This is a genomic window from Novosphingobium sp. 17-62-19 (genome assembly GCF_002256775.1).
Classification (GTDB): Bacteria; Pseudomonadota; Alphaproteobacteria; order Sphingomonadales; family Sphingomonadaceae; genus Novosphingobium.
The window spans coordinates 1-25,638 of the sequence record NZ_NCII01000037.1; the positions used below are offsets into that span (position 1 = coordinate 1).

At 60.4% G+C, this 25,638-nt stretch carries 26 protein-coding genes; 18 read left to right on the forward strand and 8 right to left on the reverse strand.

All coding sequences use genetic code 11. The features are described 5' to 3' along the window. Nucleotides 1-84: 84 nt before the first annotated feature. From B7X90_RS08715 to B7X90_RS08745, 7 genes are all read left to right on the forward strand, one after another. On the forward strand, nt 85-759 hold the full coding sequence (locus tag B7X90_RS08715) for a hypothetical protein (protein WP_292623630.1): 675 nt from the start codon (nt 85-87) through the stop codon (nt 757-759). 229 nt (nt 760-988) lie between these two features. Further along, nucleotides 989-1,720, forward strand: a complete 732-nt coding sequence (locus B7X90_RS08720; RefSeq protein WP_292623631.1) for a hypothetical protein — start codon at nt 989-991, stop codon at nt 1,718-1,720. 166 nt (nt 1,721-1,886) lie between these two features. Continuing rightward, entirely contained in the window at nt 1,887-2,012 is a 126-nt protein-coding gene (locus B7X90_RS08725) for a hypothetical protein (RefSeq protein ID WP_292623632.1), read from the forward strand. Then, nucleotides 1,999-2,409 (forward strand): hypothetical protein, encoded by a 411-nt coding sequence (locus B7X90_RS08730; RefSeq protein WP_292623633.1) that lies wholly within the window; start codon nt 1,999-2,001, stop codon nt 2,407-2,409. The genes B7X90_RS08725 and B7X90_RS08730 overlap by 14 nt, the downstream gene beginning before the upstream one ends. Continuing rightward, complete coding sequence (locus B7X90_RS08735; RefSeq protein ID WP_292623634.1) at nt 2,384-2,776, forward strand: hypothetical protein; 393 nt, start codon at nt 2,384-2,386, stop codon at nt 2,774-2,776. The genes B7X90_RS08730 and B7X90_RS08735 overlap by 26 nt, the downstream gene beginning before the upstream one ends. After that, on the forward strand, nt 2,773-3,144 hold the full coding sequence (locus B7X90_RS08740) for a hypothetical protein (RefSeq protein WP_292623635.1): 372 nt from the start codon (nt 2,773-2,775) through the stop codon (nt 3,142-3,144). The genes B7X90_RS08735 and B7X90_RS08740 overlap by 4 nt, the downstream gene beginning before the upstream one ends. Next, a complete protein-coding gene (locus B7X90_RS08745; protein ID WP_292623636.1) occupies nt 3,135-3,467 on the forward strand; it encodes a hypothetical protein in 333 nt (110 codons plus the stop codon). Before B7X90_RS08740 ends, B7X90_RS08745 begins: the two co-directional genes overlap by 10 nt. A 180-nt stretch (nt 3,468-3,647) precedes the next feature. Here B7X90_RS08745 and B7X90_RS08750 read toward each other — a convergent pair whose 3' ends face one another. Together B7X90_RS08750 and B7X90_RS08755 are read right to left on the reverse strand one after the other, a co-directional pair. Next, nucleotides 3,648-4,487: a NaeI family type II restriction endonuclease gene (locus B7X90_RS08750; protein ID WP_292623637.1), complete on the reverse strand. Its 840-nt coding sequence runs from the start codon at nt 4,485-4,487 to the stop codon at nt 3,648-3,650. A 112-nt stretch (nt 4,488-4,599) separates the two neighbouring features. Continuing rightward, nucleotides 4,600-5,559, reverse strand: coding sequence for a DNA cytosine methyltransferase (locus tag B7X90_RS08755; protein WP_292623638.1), 960 nt, complete (start codon nt 5,557-5,559; stop codon nt 4,600-4,602). 398 nt (nt 5,560-5,957) lie between these two features. On the opposite strand from B7X90_RS08755, the gene B7X90_RS08760 reads away from it, so the two are divergent. From B7X90_RS08760 to B7X90_RS08780, 5 genes are all read left to right on the forward strand, one after another. Continuing rightward, the gene (locus B7X90_RS08760; RefSeq protein WP_292623639.1) at nt 5,958-7,238 is read left to right on the forward strand and encodes a site-specific integrase; all 1,281 of its coding nucleotides are present in this window, start codon (nt 5,958-5,960) and stop codon (nt 7,236-7,238) included. Between the two features lie 71 nt (nt 7,239-7,309). After that, nucleotides 7,310-7,792 (forward strand): type II TA system antitoxin MqsA family protein, encoded by a 483-nt coding sequence (locus B7X90_RS08765; protein ID WP_292623640.1) that lies wholly within the window; start codon nt 7,310-7,312, stop codon nt 7,790-7,792. A 119-nt stretch (nt 7,793-7,911) separates the two neighbouring features. Next, a complete protein-coding gene (locus tag B7X90_RS08770) occupies nt 7,912-8,907 on the forward strand; it encodes an ATP-binding protein (protein ID WP_066284201.1) in 996 nt (331 codons plus the stop codon). A 5-nt stretch (nt 8,908-8,912) separates the two neighbouring features. Beyond that, nucleotides 8,913-11,414 (forward strand): S8 family peptidase, encoded by a 2,502-nt coding sequence (locus tag B7X90_RS08775; RefSeq protein WP_292623641.1) that lies wholly within the window; start codon nt 8,913-8,915, stop codon nt 11,412-11,414. 16 nt (nt 11,415-11,430) lie between these two features. Beyond that, nucleotides 11,431-12,219: an HNH endonuclease gene (locus B7X90_RS08780; protein ID WP_292623642.1), complete on the forward strand. Its 789-nt coding sequence runs from the start codon at nt 11,431-11,433 to the stop codon at nt 12,217-12,219. 40 nt (nt 12,220-12,259) lie between these two features. Here B7X90_RS08780 and B7X90_RS08785 read toward each other — a convergent pair whose 3' ends face one another. Both B7X90_RS08785 and B7X90_RS08790 read right to left on the reverse strand, forming a co-directional pair. Next, entirely contained in the window at nt 12,260-12,667 is a 408-nt protein-coding gene (locus B7X90_RS08785; RefSeq protein ID WP_066284193.1) for a DUF2513 domain-containing protein, read from the reverse strand. Nucleotides 12,668-12,759: 92 nt separating this feature from the next. Further along, complete coding sequence (locus B7X90_RS08790) at nt 12,760-13,380, reverse strand: hypothetical protein (protein WP_292623644.1); 621 nt, start codon at nt 13,378-13,380, stop codon at nt 12,760-12,762. 174 nt (nt 13,381-13,554) lie between these two features. Between B7X90_RS08790 and B7X90_RS08795 the strand changes: the two genes are divergently transcribed. Genes B7X90_RS08795 through B7X90_RS08805 form a run of 3 tightly spaced genes read left to right on the forward strand, consistent with a single transcriptional unit; the run spans nt 13,555 to nt 16,926 of the window. After that, the gene (locus B7X90_RS08795; protein ID WP_292623660.1) at nt 13,555-15,072 is read left to right on the forward strand and encodes a recombinase family protein; all 1,518 of its coding nucleotides are present in this window, start codon (nt 13,555-13,557) and stop codon (nt 15,070-15,072) included. Then, nucleotides 15,072-15,971 (forward strand): plasmid partitioning protein RepB C-terminal domain-containing protein, encoded by a 900-nt coding sequence (locus B7X90_RS08800; protein WP_292623645.1) that lies wholly within the window; start codon nt 15,072-15,074, stop codon nt 15,969-15,971. Before B7X90_RS08795 ends, B7X90_RS08800 begins: the two co-directional genes overlap by 1 nt. Continuing rightward, a complete protein-coding gene (locus B7X90_RS08805; protein WP_292623646.1) occupies nt 15,964-16,926 on the forward strand; it encodes a plasmid partitioning protein RepB C-terminal domain-containing protein in 963 nt (320 codons plus the stop codon). Before B7X90_RS08800 ends, B7X90_RS08805 begins: the two co-directional genes overlap by 8 nt. Nucleotides 16,927-17,207: 281 nt before the next feature. Here the strand turns inward: B7X90_RS08805 and B7X90_RS08810 are convergent, their stop codons facing one another. After that, nucleotides 17,208-17,528, reverse strand: a complete 321-nt coding sequence (locus B7X90_RS08810; protein WP_006966713.1) for a DUF736 family protein — start codon at nt 17,526-17,528, stop codon at nt 17,208-17,210. Between the two features lie 438 nt (nt 17,529-17,966). On the opposite strand from B7X90_RS08810, the gene B7X90_RS08815 reads away from it, so the two are divergent. The 3 genes from B7X90_RS08815 to B7X90_RS08825 all read left to right on the forward strand — a co-directional run bounded on the left by B7X90_RS08815 (nt 17,967) and on the right by B7X90_RS08825 (nt 21,303). Beyond that, nucleotides 17,967-18,365 carry an antitoxin Xre-like helix-turn-helix domain-containing protein gene (locus tag B7X90_RS08815; RefSeq protein ID WP_013831738.1) on the forward strand — a complete coding sequence of 133 codons (399 nt, stop codon included), beginning with the start codon at nt 17,967-17,969 and terminating at the stop codon, nt 18,363-18,365. 3 nt (nt 18,366-18,368) lie between these two features. After that, nucleotides 18,369-19,052: an RES family NAD+ phosphorylase gene (locus B7X90_RS08820; RefSeq protein WP_292623653.1), complete on the forward strand. Its 684-nt coding sequence runs from the start codon at nt 18,369-18,371 to the stop codon at nt 19,050-19,052. A 412-nt stretch (nt 19,053-19,464) separates the two neighbouring features. Continuing rightward, on the forward strand, nt 19,465-21,303 hold the full coding sequence (locus tag B7X90_RS08825; RefSeq protein ID WP_292623654.1) for a competence protein CoiA family protein: 1,839 nt from the start codon (nt 19,465-19,467) through the stop codon (nt 21,301-21,303). A gap of 123 nt (nt 21,304-21,426) precedes the next feature. Here the strand turns inward: B7X90_RS08825 and B7X90_RS08830 are convergent, their stop codons facing one another. From B7X90_RS08830 to B7X90_RS08840, 3 genes are all read right to left on the reverse strand, one after another. Beyond that, complete coding sequence (locus tag B7X90_RS08830; RefSeq protein ID WP_292623655.1) at nt 21,427-22,368, reverse strand: DUF2493 domain-containing protein; 942 nt, start codon at nt 22,366-22,368, stop codon at nt 21,427-21,429. 319 nt (nt 22,369-22,687) lie between these two features. After that, a complete protein-coding gene (locus B7X90_RS08835) occupies nt 22,688-23,731 on the reverse strand; it encodes a toprim domain-containing protein (RefSeq protein WP_292623657.1) in 1,044 nt (347 codons plus the stop codon). Nucleotides 23,732-23,742: 11 nt separating this feature from the next. Beyond that, nucleotides 23,743-25,638, reverse strand: a 1,896-nt coding sequence (locus B7X90_RS08840) for a strawberry notch C-terminal domain-containing protein (RefSeq protein ID WP_292623659.1), incomplete at its 5' end; no start/stop codon positions are given.

A 25,638-nucleotide genomic window follows, 5' to 3' on the forward strand; every position in this document is an offset into this window, starting at 1 on the left:
CCAATCAGGGCACCGAGTAAACCAAAATCGGCGTCAGCGCCCGCAGAATAGCCATCACGCCACCAGCGTCAGCCGGAAACCACATTGTTCGAGGTTCCCCCTAGCTTGTTTCTTGAAATCAAGAAAGATGGTTCTCCATACTACGCATATCCAGACATGGTGTGTATGGCTATGGTTGAATACTTTGCATTTGAAGCGCAGAGAACCAACGCAACAGCACTTTCCAACTTCCGCAACCTTGCCCGCTATGGCTTGCAGAAGTTTATCTATGACGCATTGGGCTACACGCCACCTGATCGTTGGAAATATCATCACGACCGCGTTTCGATACTTCAAGGGAGTGCTTCAGACGGATACTTTATAGTATTTAATGAAGTTTCCGGCTTAATCGTTGATTTGATTAACGCTAGCTTGACTGTGAACGATAAAACGATTCCCGATATTAGCGTCGGGATGTGCTGGGCGGACCATTGGAAACAGAAGGGCCTTGAAGGCATTTATGGCCCGCGCATCGAATATAGCCACAACTACCCAGACTACTATCCGCAGTCACGTAGCAACCCCCAGCCCGCTAAAGCATATCCAGACCAAGCAATCCCGGAGTTTAGGCGCTGGTTCAGGCACGAGTATCTGCCCACAAAGTTCCCAAAATACATCTTAACGAAAGCACACCTGCTTAGCGGGCCTGACGAAGCGAAGCAGATCGCATCAATGTTTCAGCCAAAAGCAATCACAGGGAAGTCAGGAAAATCAAGCTAGACCGAGTAGTCTACCCAAGCGCATTGCTGCTTCCTCGTTATCTACACGAGCAAGGATTGAGGCTTCTCCACCACTTTCCTCTACAAGGAAATATCCGCTTGTATCAAGTGGTGGTGGATCAATGTATTGTGCCATTCGATTCGTCAGAGGCTTTAATGTCAGCGTCTTACCGCAGTTTCCTACGGAGCTAAGGTATAGGCTGGCCATGATCTATCTCCGGGTGGAACCAATGATCCAAGAGAAGACCCACAACGTTCGGCAAAATCCAGGTATGTCCGCTAACCGCCTTGCCGATTATATGGCGGCGAGCGAACAAACCCGGCGCAGCATCCTGAAAAGCTGCAAATATATGTCGAGAGCGCGGGTCATTCAGCATAATGACGCGAAAGAATCGATTGCGCGATATGTGTCAAGTCCTGATTCTACCGTGGCCGACCTTGAAGCGAGAATGGAAATTTTACGCAACGGGTTGCAGGGTTCTGACTTTGACAATGAGGTAGCGGAGCATAATGCCGACTACATTGAACGCTTTCTTGAAAACCCACCCGCCTTGCCTGCCCGCGTGCAAGAGGTGTCGCTGGCTGGAAAAATGCCTAGCCTCGACATCAACGGCTTCCATCTGACATTCAGCCCAAACTTGATCCTTCGCCGTGTGAATATGAGAAACACACCTAAGATCGGTGTCGCTTTTTTCCGCTATGCCAAGAACAAAGTCCTATCGGGCGATGTAGCCGATTGGCAGGGTGCGATTTCGTTTGGCTATCTTGATACAAAAGTGAAGCAAGGGGCTGGCGACGTAGACCCTGAGAAGGAGATGTGTGTCGCCATCGATATGTGGACCGGCAAGGTTCACACCGCGCCTAGCAATGCCGTCTATCGCTTCAATGAGATCAAAGCGGCCTGCGCTGGCATTGTGGAGCGCTGGGGGCAAATCCAACCGCCAGACGGCGCAGTGCTCTAATCGCAACTCGGCTAGCTAGGTATATAGGCCCCCAATTTATGGGGGGCGCCATCGTGAGCGCATCGTCGGCACCGTCCGCAAGTATTCGGACCGCCTGCTCGAGCTTCGCGCCCGCGCCCTGCTGCCCGCGTACCGGGAGACCTCGGCCGTGTCCGTGCGTGGGCGAGTGACACACGACATTGACGCGGGCCTGTTGGGCGATGCTGTCGCCCGTGTCGCATTGCAGTTCGTGGACGCCCAGCGGAGGGCGCTGCCTGCCCCGGCGCGCGTGATCGACCATGAACAGGGATAGCGCGCTCGACCTCCTCGCCTTCGCGGTGGGTTGCCAGATGATGGGGCCGGACGGCCGCCGGGCGCTGCGTATCTCGCTGCTGATGGACTTGGGCGAGAAGGCCCCGCCCGTCCCCGAGCTCGCCACGCTGTGGGACGAGGATCGCCTGATACGCGGGGAGCGTGAGCCGGTGACTGTCTATGACCGCTGGGTGTTGATGCGCGCACGTGACGAAGCCGAGCGCCCGCTGTTTGACGAACAATTCTGGCGAATGCGCCGCGTGGACCTTGAGGGCGCGGGCTTCAATCCGAACGAGGCGCGCGAGATCATCGCATCCGTGCGCGCTTCGTTGGGCAACCTCGGCACCATCGGAAAGGAAGAAGGAGATCACCATGGGAATGTTCAGCAAGCCGCATAGCCCGGAGCCGGAAGGCCCGGACCGCCTGCGCGAGATCGCGGCCGAGAAGGTCGCTGCCGCCAACCGCCTGTCCGCAGCAATCGCGGAAATGGGCGCGGCGGCCGAGGCCCTCTTCGATGCCGACCGGGCATTCTGTTCGGAGTGGCTCGAGCGGCACGGCAACACCGGCCACGGCGCGTCCCGGTTGATGCGCCAGTTCCGCCCCTTCCTGCTGTGCGACCTCGAGCTGAATGCGCCGCAGATGCTCAAGTACCTCGAACAGCCGCGCCAGTCCCGGGCGAAGGCCCAGACCATAGCCAGCCAGATAGCCCGACAGGTTGAGAATGACCTCGCCGCCGTCCCCCAGCCGAAGGAACCAGCACAATGACCCAGCCCAAGAAGATCATCCGCTCCATGACCGTGAATGAAATCTCGAGCGTGGACCGCCCCGCCGTGACGGGTGCCACCGCCGTCATCCTCAAGAGCGCGGGCGCCGCGCTCCGCAAGAACGCCTCCGAGGTGGCGGCCGGTGCGGCCGAGCCGCTGTACAAGGCGGCCGAGTATGCCGACGCCATGATGGCGCGCGCCGGGGAGATCGCAGTCGAGAAGGGCATCACGCCCGGACAGGCCCTACTCGACCGCTCCGGCACGGACCCGGTGCTGATCGAGCTCGCCTGTGCGGAACGCTCGGCCGAGGTCGCCTTCCGCAAGGTCCGCACCGATGCTGTCTATGAGACGAGCGACCAGTGGACCTGAGCCCGGAGAGCTTCCGCAACGGGTATCTGGCGCTGTTCGATGACCGCACCCGGGACGCCCACCTGGCAGCGCTGATCGACGCCCGGTGTAACGAGCCGAGCAAGTGGCCCACTGTCGCCATCGTCCGCAAGATCGCGCGGCTGTTCGAGGTCCCGGCGGCCGAGCTCGGTGCCTTCTTTGGGCTATTGTGCCAGCCCGGCGCGAAGGGGGAGGTGTGGGTGGACATTATCCGCTCCCCCGACACGGCCGAGCTCGTTGCGGTCGAGGGCCTGTCCCGTGGGCAGTTGCGCGCCCTCGGCATGATGCGGTCGCTGGTCGCCTAGCAGTGTCGAATGCGGGCAAGACCTACCGGCTCCGGCGTGACTCTGACGGCAACGCGCCGGAGACCGTGACCCGGCCGTGCCTGCGATGCCGCAAGCCCTTCGAGAGCGAGGGCGCCCACCATCGGCTCTGCCTGCTCTGTACCAACCGCGCCGGGGAGGTGAGCCCCTACGCGCTGTGACCTACGGCCGGATGATTCCGTGTTGGGCAGCGATGGCCCACTCGGCATCGTCCTTGGGCGTGTAGGAGATGTACTCGCCCCGGCGGCAGAACGGCAGGCCGAGCGCCGCGATTAGCGCAGGGTGTGTCGTCCCGGTCAGCAACAGGATGCCTTGCTCGAGGAGCTTGTCGCGCGCTCCACGTCCGTTGTCCGCCCGGGTCCGGCGGGTGAAGTCCTTCTGCCGTGCCGTCGCGTCGATCACGTCACGGGAGATCGGGCGGCCCTGCACCTCCTCGAACAGTGCCGACACGCGCTCGTTGCCCGAGCGGGTGGCCGTGATCCGCTCCACCGTAGCGCTGTCCACCGTGCGCCAGAAATTGGGGGGATAGGGGTGATCGCATAGCAGCCAGAGGATATGCTCGAAGCCCTCCGCGCTGATGCCTCGCTTGGCATCGCGGTTACCGGCTCCGCCGTGCATCACCCCCGGCCGTATGACGATGAGGCCCATGTAACAGAGCGAGCGCTCCTCGTCCGCCGCGATGATGAGGCAGGGATGATTGTACGCCTCGGGCGGGATGGTCCAGTTGTCGCCTGTCGTGAATTTGATGTCCACGTCATGGCCGAGAATCACCGTGTCGAGGAGCCCCTTCTCGAGCCGGAGGAAGCGGCGGACGACAATCTCAACGTGCGTTCCGATGAATGTCTTCTCGACCTTCTCGAGCTCGTTGAAGTCCCGGCGGCCGGTGCGGGGCGTATTGATGAGTGCGTCGATACAATCCCGGAGCATCAGGGGCATCTCGGAGGCCAAAGTTGCCCGGCCGCCCGCCTTGCGGTCTATCTCGCCTGCAATGCTCGTCAGCAATTCGTAATCGGGGTGACCCGGAACGACTACACTTGTTGGTATCTTCTTACGCAAAACCACCCCCGCGAACCTATCGCGGGAGGGCTAGCACATTGTTCGATTGGGATGAAGCTCAGGCTCGACGCTTGGCGACGGCGGGATTGGCGATGGCCGTTGCGACCTTCTCCGCCACGGCTCGAGCGACCGGGGGCGGGAAGGCGTTGCCCACCTGCCGATAGGCGGCCGTCTTGCGCCCGACAAACTGCCAATCGTCCGGGAAGCCCTGCAACCGTGCGACCATCGGGACCGTGAGCCGGGGCATTCCGACAAAGTCGCGCTCCGGCGGGGCGTCGGCCAGCGACAGGCCGTTGACCCCGAGCGTGGCCCATGCCGCCTTTGCTCGAGTTGGGCCGAGGTCCGGTCCGCCGTGCTTCTTCGAGCCACCAACCAGCGTTGGCGCAATCTCGTCCGCCCGGTCGCGCCACTTCTTCGCACCGCGCCAGCCGTTGGCAGCCATCTGGTCATAGAGCGTCTGGCCGACTGTCGCTGGGTTGTGGGCCTCCGCCTCGGGCCAATCGAAGGCATCGACGTACTTGGACTGGAGCGCCACGATCACGACGCGCGGCCGGAGCTGCGGAACACCGAAGTCCGATGCGTTGAGCAAGCGCCAATCGGTCTCATATCCGAGCTTCTTGAGCTGCTTCTTGAGACCTTCCCGGTAGTCATGGAACACGGCGCTGAGGAAGCCCCGGACGTTCTCGATCATCACCGCGCGGGGCCGGGTGGCGTCGATAATGTCGAGAGCATCGGGGAACAGGTTGCGCTCGTCTCGCTCTCCGAGCTGTTTGCCTGCCAGCGAGAACGGGGGACAGGGGAGCCCGCCCGCGACAAGGTCCACGCCTTTAAAATCGGCGGCCCGCTCCTTGAACACCCGGAGATCGTCCTCGATCACGTTCCAGCTTGGGCGATTGGCCCGGAGGGTGTTGCAGCAGTGGGAATCAATCTCGACCAACGCCTCATGCTCGAACCCTGCCTTCTCGAGGCCCAGTGCTTGCCCCCCGGCTCCGGCGCATAGCTCCAGCGATGTGAACATGGTCGTCCCCTGATTCATGGTTTGTTCCGTCTGCTCGTATTGAATCGAGCTTCGAGAAGCAAGGCAAGTCGAAAGTGTCGGGAGGAAATATCCACCGCCATTTCGCGTTACCTTGCCGGTTACCTATGGTCAGGCGCCCGAAGGCGAAATGTCGCTGAAATGTTGGGAAAACTGGAGCGGGCGAAGGGATTCGAACCCTCGACCCCAACCTTGGCAAAATATTTCGGCCACTTTTCCCAAACTTTCCCAAGTACGATTATCTGCGCTAAATCAGCTATTTATGATGTTCTCCTTTACGATTGTCTCCGCCCATAATACCCTCGAAACGCTTAAATCTGGAGACAAATTGGAGACAAAGCACCCCTCTGAAATCTTTGTCTCCAAATGGAGGGTCAAATATGCCGACAGCGAAGTTGAACAAGCGCAATGTGGACGCATTCGCGCCGCCTAAAGATAAACAGGCAGTCCTGTGGGACAGCGAGATCCGGGGCTTCGGCTTGCGGGCGCTGCCATCGGGGCTCAAGACCTTCATCGTTCAGTACCGCAACATCGAAGGGATCAAGCGGCGCATCAATCTTGGCCGTTATGGCGTCATAACGACGGAGCAGGCTCGGGATCTGGCGAAGATCAAGCTTGGCGAAGTTGCTGGTGGTCAGGATCCAGCAGAGGCAATTCACCAGGCCCGCACTGGCATGACCGTCGCCGAGATCTGCGACTGGTATCTGGTTGAAGCCCGCGCCGGCAACATTCTTGGCCGCAAGAACCGTCCAATCAAGGCCTCCTCGCTCGCGATGGACGAGAGCAGGATCAACACGCACATAAAACCGATTCTAGGCCATCGCATGGCAAAAAGGCTGACGATCGCGGATGTCGAGCAGATGCAGGCTGATGTCCGGGACGGCAAAACTGCCAAGGCTAGAGGTAAAGGCCGTGGCGGTCGGCCCGCTGGCGGACCTGGCGTCGCGTCGCGATGCCTCGGGTCGCTGCAAGCCATTTTGGGTCATGCCAAGCACAAGGGGCTGATTGCGGAGCACCCAACCAGAGGAGCCAAGAAACTCGCAATCAACAAGAAAACGAGACGGCTCAGCACTGCCGAACTCGTCGCGTTCGGTAAAGCAATCGCCTATGCCGAACGTAATGGCGAAAATCCGACAGCACTTGCAGTGGTAAGGACACTTGCGCTGACAGGATACAGGCGGGAAGAGGCGCAGTCGATGAAGCGCGCCTGGGTGCATGCGGAGGGCGGGTTTGTCTCCTTCCCGGATACCAAAACCGATGCTCAGGTCCGCTCGATCGGCCCAGAAGCACTGAAGGTCGTTCTCGCTCAACCCGAGATCGTTGGTAACCCCTACGTGTTCCCGTCAATGACGGGCGCTGGCGCATACCAGGCTGCACCAGCCTGTTTCCGGAGAGTTTGCCAGTGGGCGGGAATTGAGGGCGCAACACTTCATACCCTTCGCCACACTTTCGGCAGCATCGCGGGCGAACTCGGATTCACGGAACTGACGATACGGGCCATGCTCGGGCATGCTTCGCAGAACGTGACGCAAGACTACATCCATATCGATGAAGCTCTGAAGCTAGCGGTGCGCAAAACATCAGACGAAATCGCCCGCCTGCTGGCCGAGGGCGCTGAAGCATTGCGGCCGGTCAGATTGCATGCCGCTGTTGAAAATTAACCTTAAAGGTGTATTGCGAATGGGAAGACCCTGATCGATGTCGTGCTGACATTGTTCGAGAAGGATTGAAGGTGACGCAGCCACGGATTCATCCCGAGACCGGCCAGGTCCTCCGCCGCGACGCTCGTTTGCAGACGGTCAGCGTTGGGTCGATGTCGCGCGAAGTCGAGGTGCCGGGCTGGTATCCCGAGGACGATAGTGATTCCATCCATTCAGGGGCGGAGCTGCAGGCTCTGGATCAGGCCCATCTCGAACTGCGAACGGCTTACGCGGCGCGCGTCAAGGCTGTTCGCAAGAAGCTCGGCCTCACCCAGGAAGAGGCAGGCCGGATTATCGGTGGCGGACGGCGCGCATTCCAGAAGTATGAAAGCGGGGCCACACCGCCCAGCGAAGCCGCAGTAGGCTTGATCGAGATTCTGGACCGCCATCCAGAGGAATTGGAAACCCTCCGCAACCTGCGCAGCCTCGCCCCGCGGGAGGGTGTTGGCGGCCGCCTCACGCCGACCGGCAAGAGACCGACACCGGCGAAGGGCGTTCGAAGTGCTGCAGCATGAGCCCAGCCCAGGCGGTCGGATGGCCCCGGGACAACAATCGCGCTTCAATTTTCAGGAAGCATAACGTATCGCTGTTCGCGTCACAGGTTTGCGACGCGAGGGGATGGAAAGTAGAGTAGATGTCAAACGCCAAGCAAATACTGGCGATGTTACGCAGTCGCGCGGAAGGTGACGACGCGCAGTTCTATTCTATTGCCTTGCAAGTTGCCGCATCGGAAGCCCGTCAAGGGCACCGTGACACTGCAAATGAACTTCGTTCCGCAGTCGATGCCGCGCGCGGCGCGGGCGGGGTCAAAGCGTCTATTCCCGTATCTTTTGCTGCCCCGCGCGGCGATCTCGAAGGACTGCTAGACTATCGCGATCCTGTGGTTGATCTTCAGGACGTTGTTCTGAGCGCGTCGGTGTCCGAGCGGCTCAATGGGATGCTCTTGCAGCAGCGCAAACGCGATTGGCTGCGCGAACATGGCAAGGTTCCGTCAAGAAGCCTGCTGTTCGTCGGCCCCCCGGGATCCGGCAAGACCATGACGGCAGAGGCGATCGCAGGTGAGCTGAAGCTTCCGCTCTTTATTATTCGACTCGAAACACTGATCACCCGTTATATGGGTGAGACCGCAGCAAAACTGCGTCTGGTTTTCGATGAGACCCGGCGTCGGCGCGGGGTCTATTTGTTCGATGAATTCGACGCTGTCGGCGGTCATCGCACCGCGACCAACGACGTCGCTGAAATGCGTCGCGTCCTCAACAGCTTCCTCCAGTTCATGGAAGAGAAAACCTCGACGGACAGCCCGATCATCGCAGCCACCAATCATCCGGAGCTGCTGGACCGGGCGCTCCTCCGCAGGTTCGACGACGTGCTCGAATTTGAGATGCCGACCGCAGCGCAGATTCGCGCGGTGATCAAGGCCAACCTAAAACCCCTCAAGTTCCAGCGCGCAGGATGGGCCGCGATCGAGCAGGCGGCGCGTGGGCTTAGCCAGGCCGAAGTCGCCCGCGCTGCGGATGAAGTCGTCAAGACCGCGATCCTCGAGCAGAGGAAGCAGACGACCACCCAGGAGGTCGTCGCCAAGCTCACTGAGCGCCAGGCTATGCGAACGGCGTTTGCGGTGAAGCTCTGAGTCCTGTGAGCGAACACAACCGACCGCACATCGATATCACTCCGCTTGCCCAGCGACGTACCTTCAAGTCGCCAGGCAGCAACGCACGGCAGCGCGCGCTAAACAGAGTGCGTGCGGATCACGGTCTCCGCCTCATCGCGGAAATTGGCAATGCCTTTGCAGAAGCTGAGGCTGGACAGCGCGGCCTGCCCGAACAGCCAGTGGACCTTGAGCCTGCTGGCGGCGTTTTCATTGAGGTTGAACTCAATCGGGGCACCGGCGCCACCAACCTTGAACGGCAAAGGGAAGGCACACGGCAAGCGGCCGAAATCGTCGACGAGAACGGCGTGCGCCGCATTGCCCTGTTTGTCCCGGATGACATGCGCGATGCCTTTTCCCAAGTCTTTGAGGACTACACAAACGGGGAACTGAGCGAAAAGGGTTCGCCGCCCAAGAAGACCCGGGTCGAACCGATCGAGCACATTCGCGCGGCACGCCTGCAAAGTTTCTGGCGCGACGCTCCCGAGGCATTGCCGGAAGACCCCCAAGCGCAGATGTGGTGGGCGCTCTGGTGCTTCAACGATCGCATCGACAGAGTTCTGGGCAGCGCCGCGGTTTTGGGGCTGCATGTCGGCAACCCCGACACCTTTCTGCGTTTTCCGGAGACGACGGTGATCCCGGCATACGGACGGCGCGCATCAATCGAGATGTTGCTGTTCGCAACCGCAGGCATTTCGGAGCTGCGTCGCGCGAGCGACAGCCCGCTGGTGTTTACCCGAGACCTGAAGGACGACGTTCCGGCATTTATCGATGATCTCGCAGAGCGTGTAACCTGGCCCGGCAATGACGCGCCGGCGGTCTGCCTGCTCGACACAGGGGTCAATCGGGCACATCCCCTGATAGAACCCGCTCTGTCGCCAGAAGATCTGATGGCAATCGACACGGCCTGGGGCGGGGACGATCACGAACACGGCGCTGGCCATGGGACCGGCATGGCGGGTCTTGCCTTGCATGGGGATTTTGTAGGTCCGCTCGCGAGCGATCAGCCAATCGAGCTCACCCACCGTCTGGAATCAGTCAAGATTCTGCCCCCTCCCGGTGTGCCGGACAATGATCCCCATTCCTATGGACCGATCACCCAGAGCGCCATTCTGCTCGCGGAGATCAACAACCCTGATCGTGACCGTGTTTTCTGCATGGCGGTCACCAACGAGGGGCGCAGCGGATCAGACGCGACGGCGTGGAGCGCGGCCATCGACCAGGCGGCGGCCGGAGCGGAGTCGGACGATGACGAAAATCCGTCGCCTCGGCGGCTGATACTGCTCTCTGCTGGTAATATTCCCGACAATTCCATTGCCGCCGAAATCGCAGATGCTGATGCTTTCCCGGCAGAAGACCCGTCCCAGGCGTGGAATGCCCTCACGATCGGCGGATATACGGACAAGACCGGGATCGGCGAGGCAGGCTACGACGGTTGGACCACGATGGCACCGGTTGGTGCCGTCAGTCCTTACAGCCGGACATCCTTCCTCTGGGACACCAGCCAATCTCCGTTCAAACCCGAACTCGTCTTCGAGGCCGGGAACAGGGCGCTCAGCCCGTGCGGTGCGGAAGCGGTAGCGGGACTCGATTCCCTTTCCCTCCTTACGGCCTCCCGCCTCGTAGCCCAGAAGCCGCTGGACGCCATTTGGGCGACAAGTGCCGCAACCGCTCAGGCTGCCCGAATGGCAGCTCAGCTGACTGCGGCCTACCCGCATTACTGGCCGGAAACGATCCGTGCGCTGATGGTGCATAGTGCCCGTTGGACCGGGCACATGGATCAACTCGTCGCGCAGTGCGCGACAAAGCGAGAAAAGGCCGACTGCCTCAGGCGGTTCGGTTACGGTATCCCCGATCTGGGGCGTGCGATGGCGTCGGCCATCGATGATCTCGCCCTGGTCGCACAAAACACGATACGTCCGTTCCGCATGGAAGGCAGCAGCGTGCGATTCAACGAGTCGCATATCTATCAGCTCCCCTGGCCCCAGGATGTGCTTGAGGCGCTCGACAACACTCGGGTGAGATTAAAAGTTGCCCTCTCCTATTTCGTGGAACCCAACCCCAGCTTTGCCACCAATCTGGACCCGGCACGCTACCAGTCCTTCGGCCTACGTTTCGATCTCAAGCGCTCACGTGAGACGATTGGGAACTTCAATCGCCGCAACAATGCCGAAGGATACGACAAAGACGCTCCGCGCGCAGTCAATGAAACGAACGACGGCTGGCTATTTGGCGAAAAGCAGATCTCGTCGGGTTCGCTGCATGTCGACATCTGGGAGGGGCCTGCTGTCGAACTTGCCGCCCGCAATGCTCTATATGTCCATCCGATCTCGGGATGGTGGCGAGAGCGCAAATCGCTCGGAAGATATGACCAAGAGGCGCGCTACGCGCTTGTGATCAGCCTTGAGACGCCGGGCGTTGAAGTCGACCTTCACACGCCAATTTCCGCGTTGGTCCCCGTGCTGGTCGAGGTCCCCATCGAGATCTGAATAGCGAGCAAGGCCAATGCCGAAGCCTTCGATCCGGGCCATTCAACGCCTTTACGCCATGTCGGGCAATCGCTGTGCCTTTTCCGGCTGTACTGCGCTCATCATCGAAGACAGCCCAGGGATGGCCGGCATCAACATGGGCGAAATCTGCCATATTCGCGCCAGCAAAGCAGGTGGTGAACGCTATGATCCCGACCAAACCGATGTGGAGCGGCACGGCTACGAGAACCTCATCCTGCTATGTCGTCGTCATCACAAGCTGATCGACTCAGACACGATTGAATTCTCCGTGGCCAAGCTCCTCGCGATGAAGCAGGAGCACGAGCAGTTGGCTGGCCGTCCAGAGAGGACAGCGGACAGGTTTTCAGCAAAGCGCCTTCTTGATGCGATGGACCGCATCACAATCCCCGACAACAAGGGCACCGTGGTCATTGTCGGCGCTGGCTCCAATGTCAGCATTCGTCAGCAGCGGTCCCGTGTCACGATGGCCCCCCTTGCAGGGACCATCGGTGCTGATCGCGATATGGTACGGTACACGAAGTATCTCGCGAAGCAGTATAATGAATTCGCCTCGTGGGCTCCGCATCGTACCGAAAAATTTCGGCCCGCGGTGATCTATGCAAACATCACGAAAGAGTTTGGCTCGAAGCTCGAACTCATCCCGGATGATCGGTTCGGCAGCGTCTGCGCCTACCTTCAGAAAAGAATTACGCGCACCCGGCTGGGCCGGATGCGGAATGCGGAGGGACATCGCTGCTACGCGTCATTCGATGAGTTCTTGGACAAAGGCAAACAGCATCACTGAAGTTCAGGCGTGTCTGATGACCGGCCCACCGCCACCGCGACTACAGGTCCAGCTCAACGCCGGTGTGCTGTTCAATTTTCTTCTTGATCAGCCCTTTGGCGAGCGCCTTCAGGAGTTCGATGCTGAAACCGCCAGCCTGTTTGGCCCCGGCCTTTGTCTCGCGCCAGATGGCAGGGTCGCGGATGGTGTCGAGGAAGTCATGGCCGGCCCAGGTGATCTGACCGATCTGCCAGACCGCACCGGACAGCTTCGCCTGAATCGTGATGAGACCCGCCTCGTCCAGCAGAGCCAGATGGTATTCGATCAGCTCAGCCTGCTCGCGCGGCATTTTGCCTGCACCATCTTCGCCGAGTATCTCGGCGATCTCCGGCGTCAACAAATCGAATGCGCGCCGACCGTCCTCGATCTCCAGCAGCAGGTTGCGGACCAGATCCATGTCACGTTTCATGGCATCGATCTTAACTACAGACCCGCCGAAAGGACAGCGATCTATCGTTGCCTTCCGCGCGCCAGGCATGGGCCTACCGGCATCATCGGCGTTCACGCGCGAACGAGGTGATAGCGTCCATTTTTCCGGGCACCGACAAAGTGCAGGAGATTGCAGGCGCACAGTCCTGCAAGATCGCGCCGCGCCGACTTGATGCTCACCCGCCAATGCGCGGCAACATCGCGCGCCTTCGTCGATAAACCGCGCGCGACTCGGTCGAGTATCCAGCGCTGACGCTCATTGAGCCCGCTCGTTATTGGGTCATTTACAGGGCCACTTTCAGGGTCATTTATAGTGTCAGAATTCGGCCAATATCTGCCCGCAGACATTTCTTCCCGGTGGCCTTGCCCGAACGATGTTATGCCCGGCCCTATTTTGGAAGCCTCCGCCGAAGACGATTGCTGGCTTTCGATGATGCCCAGGACGAACGCCCGGATGACCGGAGACGTCGCAACCAAACGCAAGAAGAAGACCGTGTCTGGTCCATGTTGCGCGGCCATCCAGTGCTTGGCGGACCGCTCACTCGCATGGGTCAGACGCATCAGTTGCTTGACCGCGCGATGCGTATCGCCATGTTCCTTGCGCAGCAGATTGGCGATGACTTCGGCATAGGCCTGGCGGCTGGCGAGCGCGCCTTCCCATGCTGGCAACTTCCTGCCCTTTTTCGGCAACATCTTCCGGTCCTTTCCCACATATACTGTTGAGAGTGCGGGAATGCCGGAGAGGTCCGTGTTTCGCGCTGCAGCGGTTGGCCGCCCTGGCCACTGCAGTCCGGATTTCGAAAGGGGCGCGCATTGGCGAGTTGGGATCAAGAAGACGCGCCAAGCGACGCCGAACAGCAGCCCACCGTGCGGGCGGCCGAATACGTCCGGATGTCCACCGACCATCAGAAATACTCGACCGAAAATCAGGCCGACGCGATCCGCCACTATGCGGCGTCTCGGGGCATCGAAATCGTCCGCACCTATGCCGACGACGGCAAAAGCGGCCTGTCGATCGATGGCCGCGCCTCACTGCAGCGACTGATTGCTGACGTCGAATCAGGCGTCGCCGACTTCGAGATGATCCTGGTCTATGATGTCAGCCGTTGGGGCCGTTTCCAGGACGCGGACGAGAGCGCCTACTACGAATATATCTGTCGCCGGGCCGGAATTCAGATCGCCTATTGCGCCGAACAGTTCGAGAATGACGGGTCGCCGATGAGCACCATGTTCAAGGGCTTCAAGCGCGCCATGGCTGGCGAATACAGCCGCGAGCTTTCGGTCAAGGTTTTCGCCGGCCAGGGGCGGCTCATCGAGAAGGGCTATCGCCAGGGCGGTCCCGCCGGTTTCGGCCTGCGCCGGACGCTGATAGATGAGCACGGCAACACCAAGGCGGTTCTCGGCCGCGGCGAGCAGAAGAGTCTCCAGACCGACCGCGTCATCCTGACACCCGGACCGCCAGAAGAAATCGGCGTGGTGCACGAGATATACCGGGCTTTCGTCCATGACGGACGAACTGAACGCGAGATTGCCGAGGATCTGAATGATCGCGGCATCCTGTCCGACCTCCAGCGTCCGTGGACGCGCGGCACTGTCCACCAGCTCCTGATCAATGAAAAATATGTCGGCGACAATGTCTGGAATCGCCGTTCTTTCAAGCTGAAGAAGAAGCGGGTTCGCAATGCCCCGGACATGTGGATCAGGTCACAGGGCGCATTCGAGGGGATCGTTGAACGGGAGCTGTTCGAGGCGGCCCATTCGATTATCGCTGCGCGCTCGTTCCGCCTGTCCGACGAGGAGATGCTGGAAGCTTTGCGAGGACTCTACGCCAGCAAGGGCCTGCTGTCCGGCATCATTATCGACGAATGCGAAGGATTGCCGTCGAGCAGCGCCTTCAGCTTGCGATTTGGCAGTCTCCTGCGCGCTTACAGCCTGGTGGGTTTTTCGCCGGAGCGCGATTACCGCTACGTTGCAATCAACAAGGCGCTCCGCCGCCTGCACCCTGACATTGTCCGCGACATATTGACTGGCCTTCACGCCCAAGGGAGCGATGCCTGGCAGGACCTCGCCAGCGACAGCATCCGCGTGAATGGCGAGTTCAGCCTCGCCGTTGTTCTGGTGCGCTGCACACCGACACCGACCGGCCTCCTGCGGTGGAAGATCCGCTTCGACACCAGCCACCTCGCAGACATTACCATCGTTGTGCGCATGGACATGCACAACCGCGCGCCGTTTGACTATTATCTGTTCCCGAGAATTGACGTCGCAAGCGAACGGCTGCGGCTGGCTGAAGATAACGACCTGCACCTCGACGCCTATCGCTTCGACACGCTGGATTTCTTCTATGACATCACGGCGCCCGTCGCCATTCCGGAGGCTGCTTGATGCCCGTTATGCGCCCCCAGCAGATCGAGATGATCCCGGTCTCCAAGATTACGGTGCTCAATCCGCGCTCGCGCAACAAGCGTCAGCACCGTGAGATCGTGAACAACATCGAGTCGATCGGATTGAAGCGGCCGATCACCGTGAGTCGCCATCAGGGTCCGGGCGGGCCTCGCTATGATCTCGTCTGCGGCGAAGGCCGGCTCGAAGCATTTCAGATGCTGGGCCAGACGGAAATTCCCGCAGTCGTCATCGAGGCGAGCGAGAGCGATTGTCTGGTGATGAGCCTGGTCGAGAACATCGCACGCCGGACGCCGCGCCCGATCGACGTGATGCGCGAGATCGGCGCCCTGCGCGGGCGCGGGTATAATGAAACCCAGATCGGGCAAAAAATCGGGGTCAGCAGTTCATGGGTCAGCATGATCGTCTCGCTGCTGGAGCGGGGCGAGGAACGGCTCGTTTCGGCAGTGGAAACGGGTCTCATCCCGATCAGCCTGGCAATGGAAATCTCCCGCGCGGAATCCGAGGAATCGCAGAGCCTGCTGCTCGATGCCTATGAGACAGGCAAGCTGCGCGGCAAGAAGCTGGCTTCGGTGCGAAGGCTACTCGAGCTGCGGATGCGCGGGCACAACAAATCGATGCCCGCAGGAAAGCTCGGTCGGCGTTCCGCAAATCGCAAGTTGACCGCGAGCGACCTCATGCAGGTTTATCAAAGGGAATCAGAGAAGCAGCGCCTGCTCGTCAAGAAGTCCGATTTCACGCAGACCCGGCTGCTGTTCATCGTCGAGGCCATCAAGGATCTGCTGGGCGACGACGGATTTCTGACCTTGCTGCGTGCCGAGGCGCTCGAGACGATGCCGCGCGCGCTTGCCATGCGAATTGCAGGTGAGAGCGATGACTGACTGGTCCGAACCCAACACACCAGACATGGAACCCGGCTCGGATCACCGTGTCCGGCTCGGCTTTGAACGCGAGACCGTCACCGTCGCACTCGATCAGCTCGTTCCGTTGAAGATACTCCAGCAGGGCGTGCGCGAGAGCAAAAAGTTCGCCCAAATCCTCAGTTCGATCAAGGCGATCGGGATTGTCGAAGCTCCCGCAGTCGCGCCCGATCCCAAGAATGCGGGCAAGTATTTCCTGCTCGATGGGCATCTGCGGGTCGAAGCCTTGCGCCAGCTCGAAATTCCGACGGTTGAGTGCCTCGTCGCCAATGACGATGAGACTTACACCTACAACAAGCGCGTCAACCGCCTCCCACCGATTCAGGAACATCGGATGATCGTGCGCGCCATCGAGCGCGGGGTGACCGAAGCCGTCATCGCCGACGCACTCGGTCTCGAAGTGCAGTCGATCCGCGCGCGCTTCCGCCTGCTCGATGGCATCTGCACCGAGGCCGCCGATGCCCTTAAGGATACCAATTGCTCGATGAAGGTGTTCGATCTGCTGCGACGCATGACAGCGCTGCGGCAGATTGAGGCAGCCGACCTGATGATCGGGCAGAACAATTTCTCGCTGATGTTCGCACGCGCGCTGCTCGCTGCGACGACCGAAGAGCAGCTGGTTCCCGCAGGCAAGAAGGCGCGCAAGCCCGACGTGACTGGCCCGACCAGCCAGCAGATCAGCCGGATGGAGCGCGAGCTTGCCGCTCTGCAAACGCAGGTCAAATCGGTCGAGGAAACCTACGGCATCGACAACCTCCATTTGACCTTCGCGCGGGGCTATCTCGGAAAGCTGTTGGCAAACGCGCGCATCGTCCGTTGGCTCTCGGTTCACCGCGCGGAATACCTGACCGAGTTTCAGCGCATCGCGGAAATCGAGACGATAGGAACGGTTGCTGCGCCTGCGCCGCAGGAATGAAATGATGGGGACCCGGACCCAATAAGCGCGGGGACCATGGGAGACGCCGCACGTTGGGGCGGATCAATCGTGGAGGTGGGGATGGCGGCGAACCCGCAAGGAGCCCACCAGGTCGGCCGTCATATGGTCCGACCGCATGCGTGCTTTTCGCGCATGTCGCGGGCGGGCGTGCGTCGAAAAGCGGGATTTTACGCACGCCCATCACTTTAGCCCGGCTGACGAGCATTCAAGCGCTAACAGGTGCTGTGGCCCCGCCCGAAGGCGGGGCCACTCCCGGCGCCTTAGCTTGGCGGATTCCAGATGATGACCTTCTTCGAAGGATCATCGCCGGGCGCGTTGGCGATGTTGCCATAGATGGTGCCGAATTCAGGAGCGGAGAGCGAGACCGAGACATATTCGGCGCCGGTGTTCTGCGAGAAGCGCTTCCAGCCTGCGCCCAGCTCGAAGCCGTTCTTGCGGCTGACGATGCGGTAGTCAGGTTCGCTGTCCTTGGTCTTGCGGTTGTTGGGGATGATGGCGATCGGTGCGGAGACGGTCAGCGTTGCGAGGTTGCCTTCGAAGCTGTCGTCGGACTTCACGGTGAGGTTTGCGATGGTAGCCATGTAGTTTCTCCTAAAGGTGGTCGGGGACCATCCCCGATGGCGCCAAAAGAAGGGGCCGGGAGCCGCCGTCACCGCAGCGTCAGCGAAGGGCGAACCCCGCACGGGGTTGACGGCATTAGGCGTGACGAGACCCGCAGACAGGCGACAAGGAGGGGTGGTTTTCGCGCCACCGGAGAACGAACGTCAGTCCGCAATCTCCGTTTTCATCGACCAAAAGTCGGAGGCCTCCTCCCCGCCGGATCACTGCGTGGAACGCAGCAGCAATCATCCCTCTCACGCAGCCACTGGCTGATCGAGTGGCGTCGTCGCCTTGGACAGCGGACGGGAAAAAGCAGAGGGCTCTCGCTGAAGCGCACAGGTAGAAGTGTGCAATATCAGCTCTCACATTGACTTTTGTGCAGAATATGAGCATATGGAGCCATGAAAGGATGTGCCGACATGGGTATCCAAGCTGCAGCCAAAGCGCCTGCAAAGGGACTTGATCGCAAGGATCTGACGGGGCCGGCCCTGCGGACGTTTTTCCGCATCGCTGATGCCTGGGGCCTGAAAGAGCAGGAGCAAATGCGCTTGCTCGGTCTGGAAAGTCGTTCGACCTTTCAGTCATGGAAGCGCGGTGTGGTCGCGGCGCTGCCCAAGGATGCGCTGGAGCGAATTTCCTATGTCATGGGCATCTACAAAGGCCTGCAAATCCTGCTGCCCAAGACGGCCGATGAGTGGGTGCGCAAACCCAACAAGGCGCAAGTTTTCGGCGGCGCCTCGGCGCTTGACCGGATGATGTCGGGCAATGTCGCCGACCTCTATGTCGTGCGTCAGTATGTTGACGGGCAGCGCGGCTGACCCGTGGACATTCCCACGTCTGAAGTCCGCTGGACGCCCTGCTACCGCATCATCCCCAGCAGATTTCCCCCGATCTCGCTGTTCGAGGCGGTTGCCGATCCGGCTGATCTCGAAGCGGTCTATGCCATCGAGGCGATGACCAACGACCGCCTGCGCGACGAGGCAGGCGAGCTGTCGCTCGTGCCGCCTGAAGACCGTGTCTCAGGCCCCGGTTCCACGCCGATCATGGCGGCGTTCACCCACCTCAATCCGGTCGGCGACCGCTTCACCGACGGCAGCTACGGCGTCTTCTATGCCGGACGAACACTGGCAACCGCAATCGCCGAGACCCGCCATCACCGCACGCATTTCCTTGAGGCCACCGACGAACCGGCGCAGGAACTCGACATGCGGGTTTATGCTGTGGATATTGATGCCACCTTGCATGACATCCGCGGGCAGCGAGAGGCGCTGCCAGCACTGTACCATCCGAGCAGCTATGCCGTGTCTCAGGAAACCGCGCGGACCTTGCGCGATGGAGGGTCGGACGGGATGGTCTATGAAAGCGTCCGCGATCCTGACGGCGAATGTGCCGCTGTGTTTCGGCCTAGACTGTTGGCAAATTGCCGACAGGAGCGGCACCTTTGCTATGTGTGGGATGGCCGCGCGATCAAGACGGTTTACGAAAAGCGTATGTTGGAAAGCTGAGTTTTTGCATTCTAGCGCAAGGTCTTCGGGCATTTTGGGCAGACCCGAGCCTGTCCGACCCGGTAAAAATCCGGCGAGGAAAGCGCGACGGAGGCTGAAGATCTAGAATGGCAGCTTCACACCCGCGAAAAGTGGCGCAGCGGATGTTCGAATGGGTCGGCGTGGGCTGCCGGTACTGACCCTTACGATCGCTCTGCCTTTGAACTTTCGATGCCCATGTGGGGACCGAGTAAGTTCGGAAATTTATCTGCAGGTGGCTTTTGGCACGACGAATGGAAATCCTGCCTATCAACCTACCGTTTGGACATTGATGAGGCGTTTATCACATGAGATGCAACACATGATGTTGCTACTGATAATCCGCGCGCTAGTTTGGGAGGGCTATGCAGATTTTCACCTTAGCTAACCTTTCATGACTAACGATTGGCACCCTACGCAGGCTATTGACGCTGAAGGTCGACGCGCTGACGTCAAGGATGTCGCCAACGGCTTGCAATGCCGATGTGTCTGCTTTGAATGCGGACAGTTGGTTCTGGCCAAGCAAGGCCCTAAGTTGCGCTGGCATTTTGCCCATCATGCTCCCACCAATTGCCGCCCGACACCGGAATCCGAACTACACTTCTTCGCCAAGACTTTGTTGGCGGACAGGCTATGGCTGTGGATTCCGGAAGTTCGCGCTCAGGCAGCCGGACGGACGGAGCCCATCTCCGATCGCAGGACATATGAATTCTCAGAGGTGCTGGTCGAAAAGGCGGATGGGAATGTCCGACCCGACCTGCTTCTCGTTACAGCCAGTGGCAAGATCCTGCATGTCGAGATTTATGTGCGCCATAGGGTCGATCCCATCAAGCTGGAAAAGCTTAAGAGTCGCGGCATCTCGTCGGTTGAAATTGACCTATCTAAGCTGGATTGGGACAATCGTGATGCATGGGAGCTTGCAATCCTCGAAACTGCGCCTCGGGAATGGCTGCACAATGCCAGAGCGGCCAAAGCTCAGCAGAACATGGAGGCGCAGGCAGCCACCGAAGCTAGGGCAAAACAACAGATACTGGATGCGGAATACTCAAGGATCGTGGGGATTTGGAACGACGCTCTATCGTCTTGCGGCGACCCGGATGAGCATCTGATCACTCAACATAGATTGGCGATGAAACGCGGGTTTTCTCAAAAAATTGGCTATGCGACGAAGGGGACGGCATGCTTTCGAGTGCCGTCGGCGTATTGGCAGGCTAAGGTGATAAACCGCTTCCTCTGGGATAGCGCGAACGAGACACCGATTGCCTTCGAAACCAAGGATGCCCTTGGATGTGTTCAAGATCTCATATGGCCAGGACTAAACCGGATATCAAAGGAGACCACGGACAGAATGCGCCGGGATTTCCCTACATTCGAGGATCCTTGGCATACCGTGCACGGTTATCTCAAATGGCTCAAAGATAAGCATTGGATGTTCGATAAGCGCGTGCTCGGCAAACAATGGCTGCCATCAACTAGCGCCTTGTATCTCCGCAAGGAGCAGGAAGCAGCCTGGCAGCAGGAGCGAGAGCGGAAGGAGGCAGTTACCGACTGGGTCGATATGATATTGTCGAGCGTCCCGGCGAACGAGACTTCCGACTTTGATCGCACAGCTTGGATCGATTGGTTCGTAACCTCATATGATGAGGACGAAGCCCGCGCGTTACACGAAGCCATATATGACATGGTCGTAGGCGGGCGACGGCTTGCCGATGACCTATTAGGATTGCCGTTGCTGGCGGAGTATGAGCGCCAGGCGATCTCGCAGGACGAGCGCCGGGTACAAAATGAGACTGAGCGCGTTGCTCGATTGGCGGAGGTGGAGCGAAATCGCCGGATTTCAACGATGCAGGACAAGGCGTCGTCTGTGCTGGGGCAATTAGCGCAACATTGGCTGACTACAGCGAATGCGCAGCTTGATGGAAAGACACCGCTCGACCTTGCGATCGATTCCGATGAAGGTCTGGCACGTGCAACCTCAGAACTCGCGCGGATGCATAGTGAGCGGATTGAAGCCGAAACGCTAGCGGCAGACAAAGCGCGTCAGCAAGCAGCATTGGAGAAAAATCGCCTAGAGCTGACGGCCTTGGCCGACAAACGCGCGCGAGATCCGGTGAGGGCCCATCTCTGGTGCAAATCTCCGAACCCCAAACTCGGGGGGCAACGCCCTATCGATTATTGCGTGGATGATCGTGCGCTTCGGATCTGCAAGGAAGTCATGCCGGCATCGCTCTAGTCTCTGCAACGTGCGCACCCTAAGCTCGATCAAAAGTGATTTCTCCGAACGTTGCCAATCCACGCTGCAACTTGCGCGGGCAAGCCGGTGATCCACCAGTTAAATTTCGCCAAATTCCAGTGATCACCCTGACCGGCGCTCCCTGAAATCCCACAGCGGGATCCCCATTTTGCGCGCCTTATCGGCCAAGTTGTCCTGAATTCCGGTGCCCGGAAAGATGACCAGACCTACTGGTAGGGCTTCGAGCATACGGTCGTTGCGCTTGAACGGCGCGGCCTTCTTGTGCCGGTTCCAGTCGGGACGGAAGGCGACTTGCGGCACGCGGCGTGTATCGGCCCAGCAGGCGGCGGCGCGTTCGGCTCCAGTTGGCGTGGCGCCATGCAGCAGGACCATGTCGGCATGACGCGCATGAACCCGGTCGAGGACATCCCAGATTGCCGAGTGATCGTTGCAGTCGGGGCCACCGGTGAAGGCGATACGGGTGCCTTCGGGCAGCAGCACACGGGCATTCTCTCTGGCGCGTTTGTCGAGAAATGCGCGGCTGTCGATGATGGCCGAGGTCATGGCCTTGCGGTTAACGCGGGATCCGGTGCGTGGCGTCCAGGCCTTGCGTGCGTGAATGCGGAATTGATCGGCGGCGGCTTCGCGGAAGAATTCCATCGTGTCGCGGCGTTCGATGAGTGAGATTCCCTCGGCGATCTGGCGCTCAAGTTCGACCGAGCGCACTTCGCTGCCATCCTGTTCGCGCTGAAGGCGTTTTTGCGCCTGTTCATTGTCGTCAAGATCGCGTTCGACCCGCTCGCCAGCGCGGTGGAAGATGTTGACGAGGTTCCAGAGCAGGTCTTCGAGATCGGGTTCAATGCGGGTGTCGATCAAGGCCGAGACTAGCCCGTCGAACATGTCGGCAACTGCGCCACCGGCAAGGCGAGCGTCGGGTAACGGCCTGCCATCGGGTTCGTCCTCGAAGGGCCGATAGCCGTAGAGCTGCATTTCCTGAAGGAGATAGGCGGTTGAGCCGAGTTCGGGGGTGGTGTCTTCAAGGGGAAGATCTGGGGCGCTTGCCATGATGGTCTCCGTGTCCTGAGCCGCGCCTCTCGCGGCCTTCGTGGCGACGACCAGCGGCGGCGGGCATGGGCCTGCACCGAGCGGAACCGCGCGGCCGGAGCGCCAGCGGAGGATGGCGAAGCAAGGCAATTTTGTTTCGCGATGCAAAGGGGCGCAGCCCCGGCGGAAAATAGCCGCAGCGCAGCCATTGCCGTGCCCGTGTCCGCTGCCGCAGTCGCGCCCTCCCGAAGGCCGAGGGCGTGGCGACCTTCAAGGATCGGGAGAGTTGGCCATGCGCCCCACTTCGCCGGAAAATCCCCCGCTTACCGGCCAGCTTCGCTCATTCTTTGAGAAACCGCACGGCATCGGCGGCACTGAGCTGCACCCGAATGGCCGCTGCCAACCGCCCGTGGCCATAGGCTGTAAGGTCGCTGTTGAAATCGTCGAGCCGGGGTTCAAGCGGTATAACAGCAATGCCCAACGGGTCGCAGCGCTCGATCAAGGTCGACAATGCCGTTGCCCCGGCGGGATCATCATCGCGCGCGACATAGAGGCAGCGCAGCGCAGCAGGGAACTGGATGGCAGCGAGGTGGGCGGCCGATAGTCCTGCGATCATGGGCATGGATGGCATCACCTGCCGCAACGACAGGAGAGTTTCGAGGCCTTCACCGGAAACCATGACACCGTCCGCTTTGCCGAACCGGACGCCCGAGCCGAGCAAGTGCCCCATGGCGCGTCGTGGATAAGCGACAGCGGCTTTCTCGTGGGATTGCGGATCGAGCCAAGTGCGGTGAACCCCCGTGATAGTGCCCTCATTGTCGGTGACTGCAGCGATCATGGCGGGCCATGCCTCCCGCACACCAGGGACATCATCTTCAGCAGGCCGATAGTAGCAGCGCGGATGGAAACGCAGCTGATCAATGCCGGACAGATCGATGATCGACCGGCGACCAAGATAACGCGCTGCGATGCTGTTCGTGATCGGCTTTGAGGCGGCCCATAGGCGCCGTGCGGCTTCTGGTGTGCCGGTCGGCGCTTTGCGTATGGTCGGGTTTCGGGGTTTGGCCTCAGCAGGCGGCGGCAGACTCAAGAACATGCGGGCTTCGTCGAGCGTCTCGCGCATGGTCCGGTGGGCGCAACTCGCGGCGATGATGTCAAGTAGATCGCCATGGTCGCCGCTTTGCGCGTCTGTCCATTTGCCTGCGCCTCCCCGGCTCTCAGCCGTGGCCGACAATCTGACGTAGAGGCTGCGACCCGGCGAATTGTGAACATCGCCGACCAGCCAGTAGCGGCCTTCTCGGCGACCATTGGACAAGTAACGGCGGCAAACCGCCTCGGCTGAGGCGGCAAGGCGGCGGGCGATATCGGTGGCGGGACTGTCCATGCGGGGCTCCTTCAGGCGGCTTTTCGTGCCGCAATCCGCTGGATCGGAAACCGGTCCAGCAGCTTGGCGAGCACATCCACCCCGACAGCCCCTGTCGGTATGTAGAGCTTGAGTTTCCACGAGACGATCTCGGAGATCAAGCCCATTGCCTTCAATCGCTCGATACCAAGATCGTTGAAGCCGGTCAGTTCGATCCGCCAGTCATTCATGGCGCGGACGCGAGCGAGTGTCTGATCTTCGGCCAGATGCAATTTGGCATCTCCGGCGCACAGCATCGCCCAAGCATCGGCAGGCACGACGGACGCCGTGTCTTGCTCAATCACCGTGGCGACCCAGGCGGGCGAAACCTTGCGGCCGATGACGCGCTCGCCAGCATCGGTTTGCAGGCGGTAGACGCGGGTCGATTCATTGGGGAGCCGCCGCCAGATCGGCAGCAGCAGGCCTGAAACCATGTGCAGGGTCGAGGTTTCGAACTCGGGCAAGTCGGCAAGTTCGGCCTGCCAGACTTCGGTGAACCGTTCACGGTCCACCGGCTCCCAATGACTGGTCGCGAACGCCTCGGCGAGAATATTGGTCGCCTCCAAGGGGCGGACGAGGCGGATGCGCGGGTGAATGCCGCCATCATCGTCGATCAGACTGCGCGCGCGCAATTTAACTGCCGCGCGCCCGGAGCGGGTGTTGATCACGAGTTCGGCGTCGCGATCCACTGCCATGGCCAGCGCCCTCTCGAGCACAACCGGCTCGATCCGGTCTTTGCGTTCGATGGTCAGGAGGTGGGTCACCGCTCCGGTGCCGGGATGGGTGTAGATGGTCTTGCGGTCGGAGACCGAGAAGCTTTCGGCACGCAGGGTTTCGAGGCCCATTTCATAAGTGCCGCTGGCGATTGCGCCTTCGACCCGGGCCGTCAGCAGACCCTCGAAGGCCTCGAACAGGATGTTCTGCATGGAAATGGTGAGCGCCAGCATCCGGTTGAGGAAGGTCGTGATGGGCGGAAGCTCGTCCTTGAGCCCGCCGTCACTGTCGAGCAGCGACAGGCCGGTGGCTGTTTCGAATTGCCCTAGCGAACAGCCATCGATCTTGCCGCGCACCAGCAATTGGTAAAGCTGGCGCAGGGCATCGCGGGCATAGAAGGATTCCAGATTGTCGCTGGCGCTGAACATGTTCTGGCCGCCGGTTTGCCGCTGGCCGCGCGTGATCGCCCCTAGACTGTCGAGCCTTCGGGCGATCGTCGAGATGAAGCGCTTCTGCGCCTTCACGTCGGTCGATACCGGGCGGAACAGCGGTGGCTGCTTCTGATTGGTGCGGTTGGTGCGGCCAAAGCCCTGAATGGCGGTGTCGGCCTTCCAGCCCGCTTCGAGCAGGTAGTGGACGCGGCGGCGCTGGTTTTTCACGCCCAGGTCGGCATGATAGGATCGCCCCGTCCCGCCAGCCTCGGAGAAGACGAGGATGTGCTTCTTGTCATCCATGAATGCATGGGTTTCAGCAATATTGGCTGAAGCAGGCCGGTTTTCGACGGCGAAGCGCACCGAACCATCGCTGTTGGCGCGGGGCACAATGCGACGGGAACGTCCGGTCACCTCGGCAACCGCATCGCTCCCGAAATGCTGGACAATCTGGTCAAGCGCGCCGGGCACAGGCGGCAAAGCCGCAAGCCGCTCGAGCATCGCATCACGGGCTCGGCAGGCTTCGCGATTGAGGATGGGGTTGCCGTCGGCATCAAAAGCAGGCCGTGAGGCGAGATTGCCCTCGCTGTCGGTGAACGGCTCATAGAGCTGCACAGGAAAACTGTGCGCAAGATAGTCGAGCATATATTCTTTGCAGTCGCAGTTTATGTCGAGCGTGGCGGCAGGAGGCGCAGGTTTTCTTCGGTTTTCCATGATTTCACTCCAGATAACTACGGTTCCGTC

Coding starts and splice junctions, on each gene's coding strand:
- B7X90_RS08720 (WP_292623631.1), top strand. CDS start 989: ATGATCCAAGAGAAGACCCACAACGTTCGGCAAAATCCAGGTATGTCC.
- B7X90_RS08730 (WP_292623633.1), top strand. CDS start 1,999: ATGAACAGGGATAGCGCGCTCGACCTCCTCGCCTTCGCGGTGGGTTGC.
- B7X90_RS08735 (WP_292623634.1), top strand. CDS start 2,384: ATGGGAATGTTCAGCAAGCCGCATAGCCCGGAGCCGGAAGGCCCGGAC.
- B7X90_RS08740 (WP_292623635.1), top strand. CDS start 2,773: ATGACCCAGCCCAAGAAGATCATCCGCTCCATGACCGTGAATGAAATC.
- B7X90_RS08755 (WP_292623638.1), bottom strand. CDS start 5,559: ATGTTCACATCGCTGGAGCTATGCGCCGGAGCCGGGGGGCAAGCACTG.
- B7X90_RS08760 (WP_292623639.1), top strand. CDS start 5,958: ATGCCGACAGCGAAGTTGAACAAGCGCAATGTGGACGCATTCGCGCCG.
- B7X90_RS08770 (WP_066284201.1), top strand. CDS start 7,912: ATGTCAAACGCCAAGCAAATACTGGCGATGTTACGCAGTCGCGCGGAA.
- B7X90_RS08780 (WP_292623642.1), top strand. CDS start 11,431: ATGCCGAAGCCTTCGATCCGGGCCATTCAACGCCTTTACGCCATGTCG.
- B7X90_RS08785 (WP_066284193.1), bottom strand. CDS start 12,667: ATGAAACGTGACATGGATCTGGTCCGCAACCTGCTGCTGGAGATCGAG.
- B7X90_RS08790 (WP_292623644.1), bottom strand. CDS start 13,380: ATGTTGCCGAAAAAGGGCAGGAAGTTGCCAGCATGGGAAGGCGCGCTC.
- B7X90_RS08800 (WP_292623645.1), top strand. CDS start 15,072: ATGCCCGTTATGCGCCCCCAGCAGATCGAGATGATCCCGGTCTCCAAG.
- B7X90_RS08805 (WP_292623646.1), top strand. CDS start 15,964: ATGACTGACTGGTCCGAACCCAACACACCAGACATGGAACCCGGCTCG.
- B7X90_RS08810 (WP_006966713.1), bottom strand. CDS start 17,528: ATGGCTACCATCGCAAACCTCACCGTGAAGTCCGACGACAGCTTCGAA.
- B7X90_RS08815 (WP_013831738.1), top strand. CDS start 17,967: ATGGGTATCCAAGCTGCAGCCAAAGCGCCTGCAAAGGGACTTGATCGC.
- B7X90_RS08825 (WP_292623654.1), top strand. CDS start 19,465: ATGACTAACGATTGGCACCCTACGCAGGCTATTGACGCTGAAGGTCGA.
- B7X90_RS08830 (WP_292623655.1), bottom strand. CDS start 22,368: ATGGCAAGCGCCCCAGATCTTCCCCTTGAAGACACCACCCCCGAACTC.
- B7X90_RS08835 (WP_292623657.1), bottom strand. CDS start 23,731: ATGGACAGTCCCGCCACCGATATCGCCCGCCGCCTTGCCGCCTCAGCC.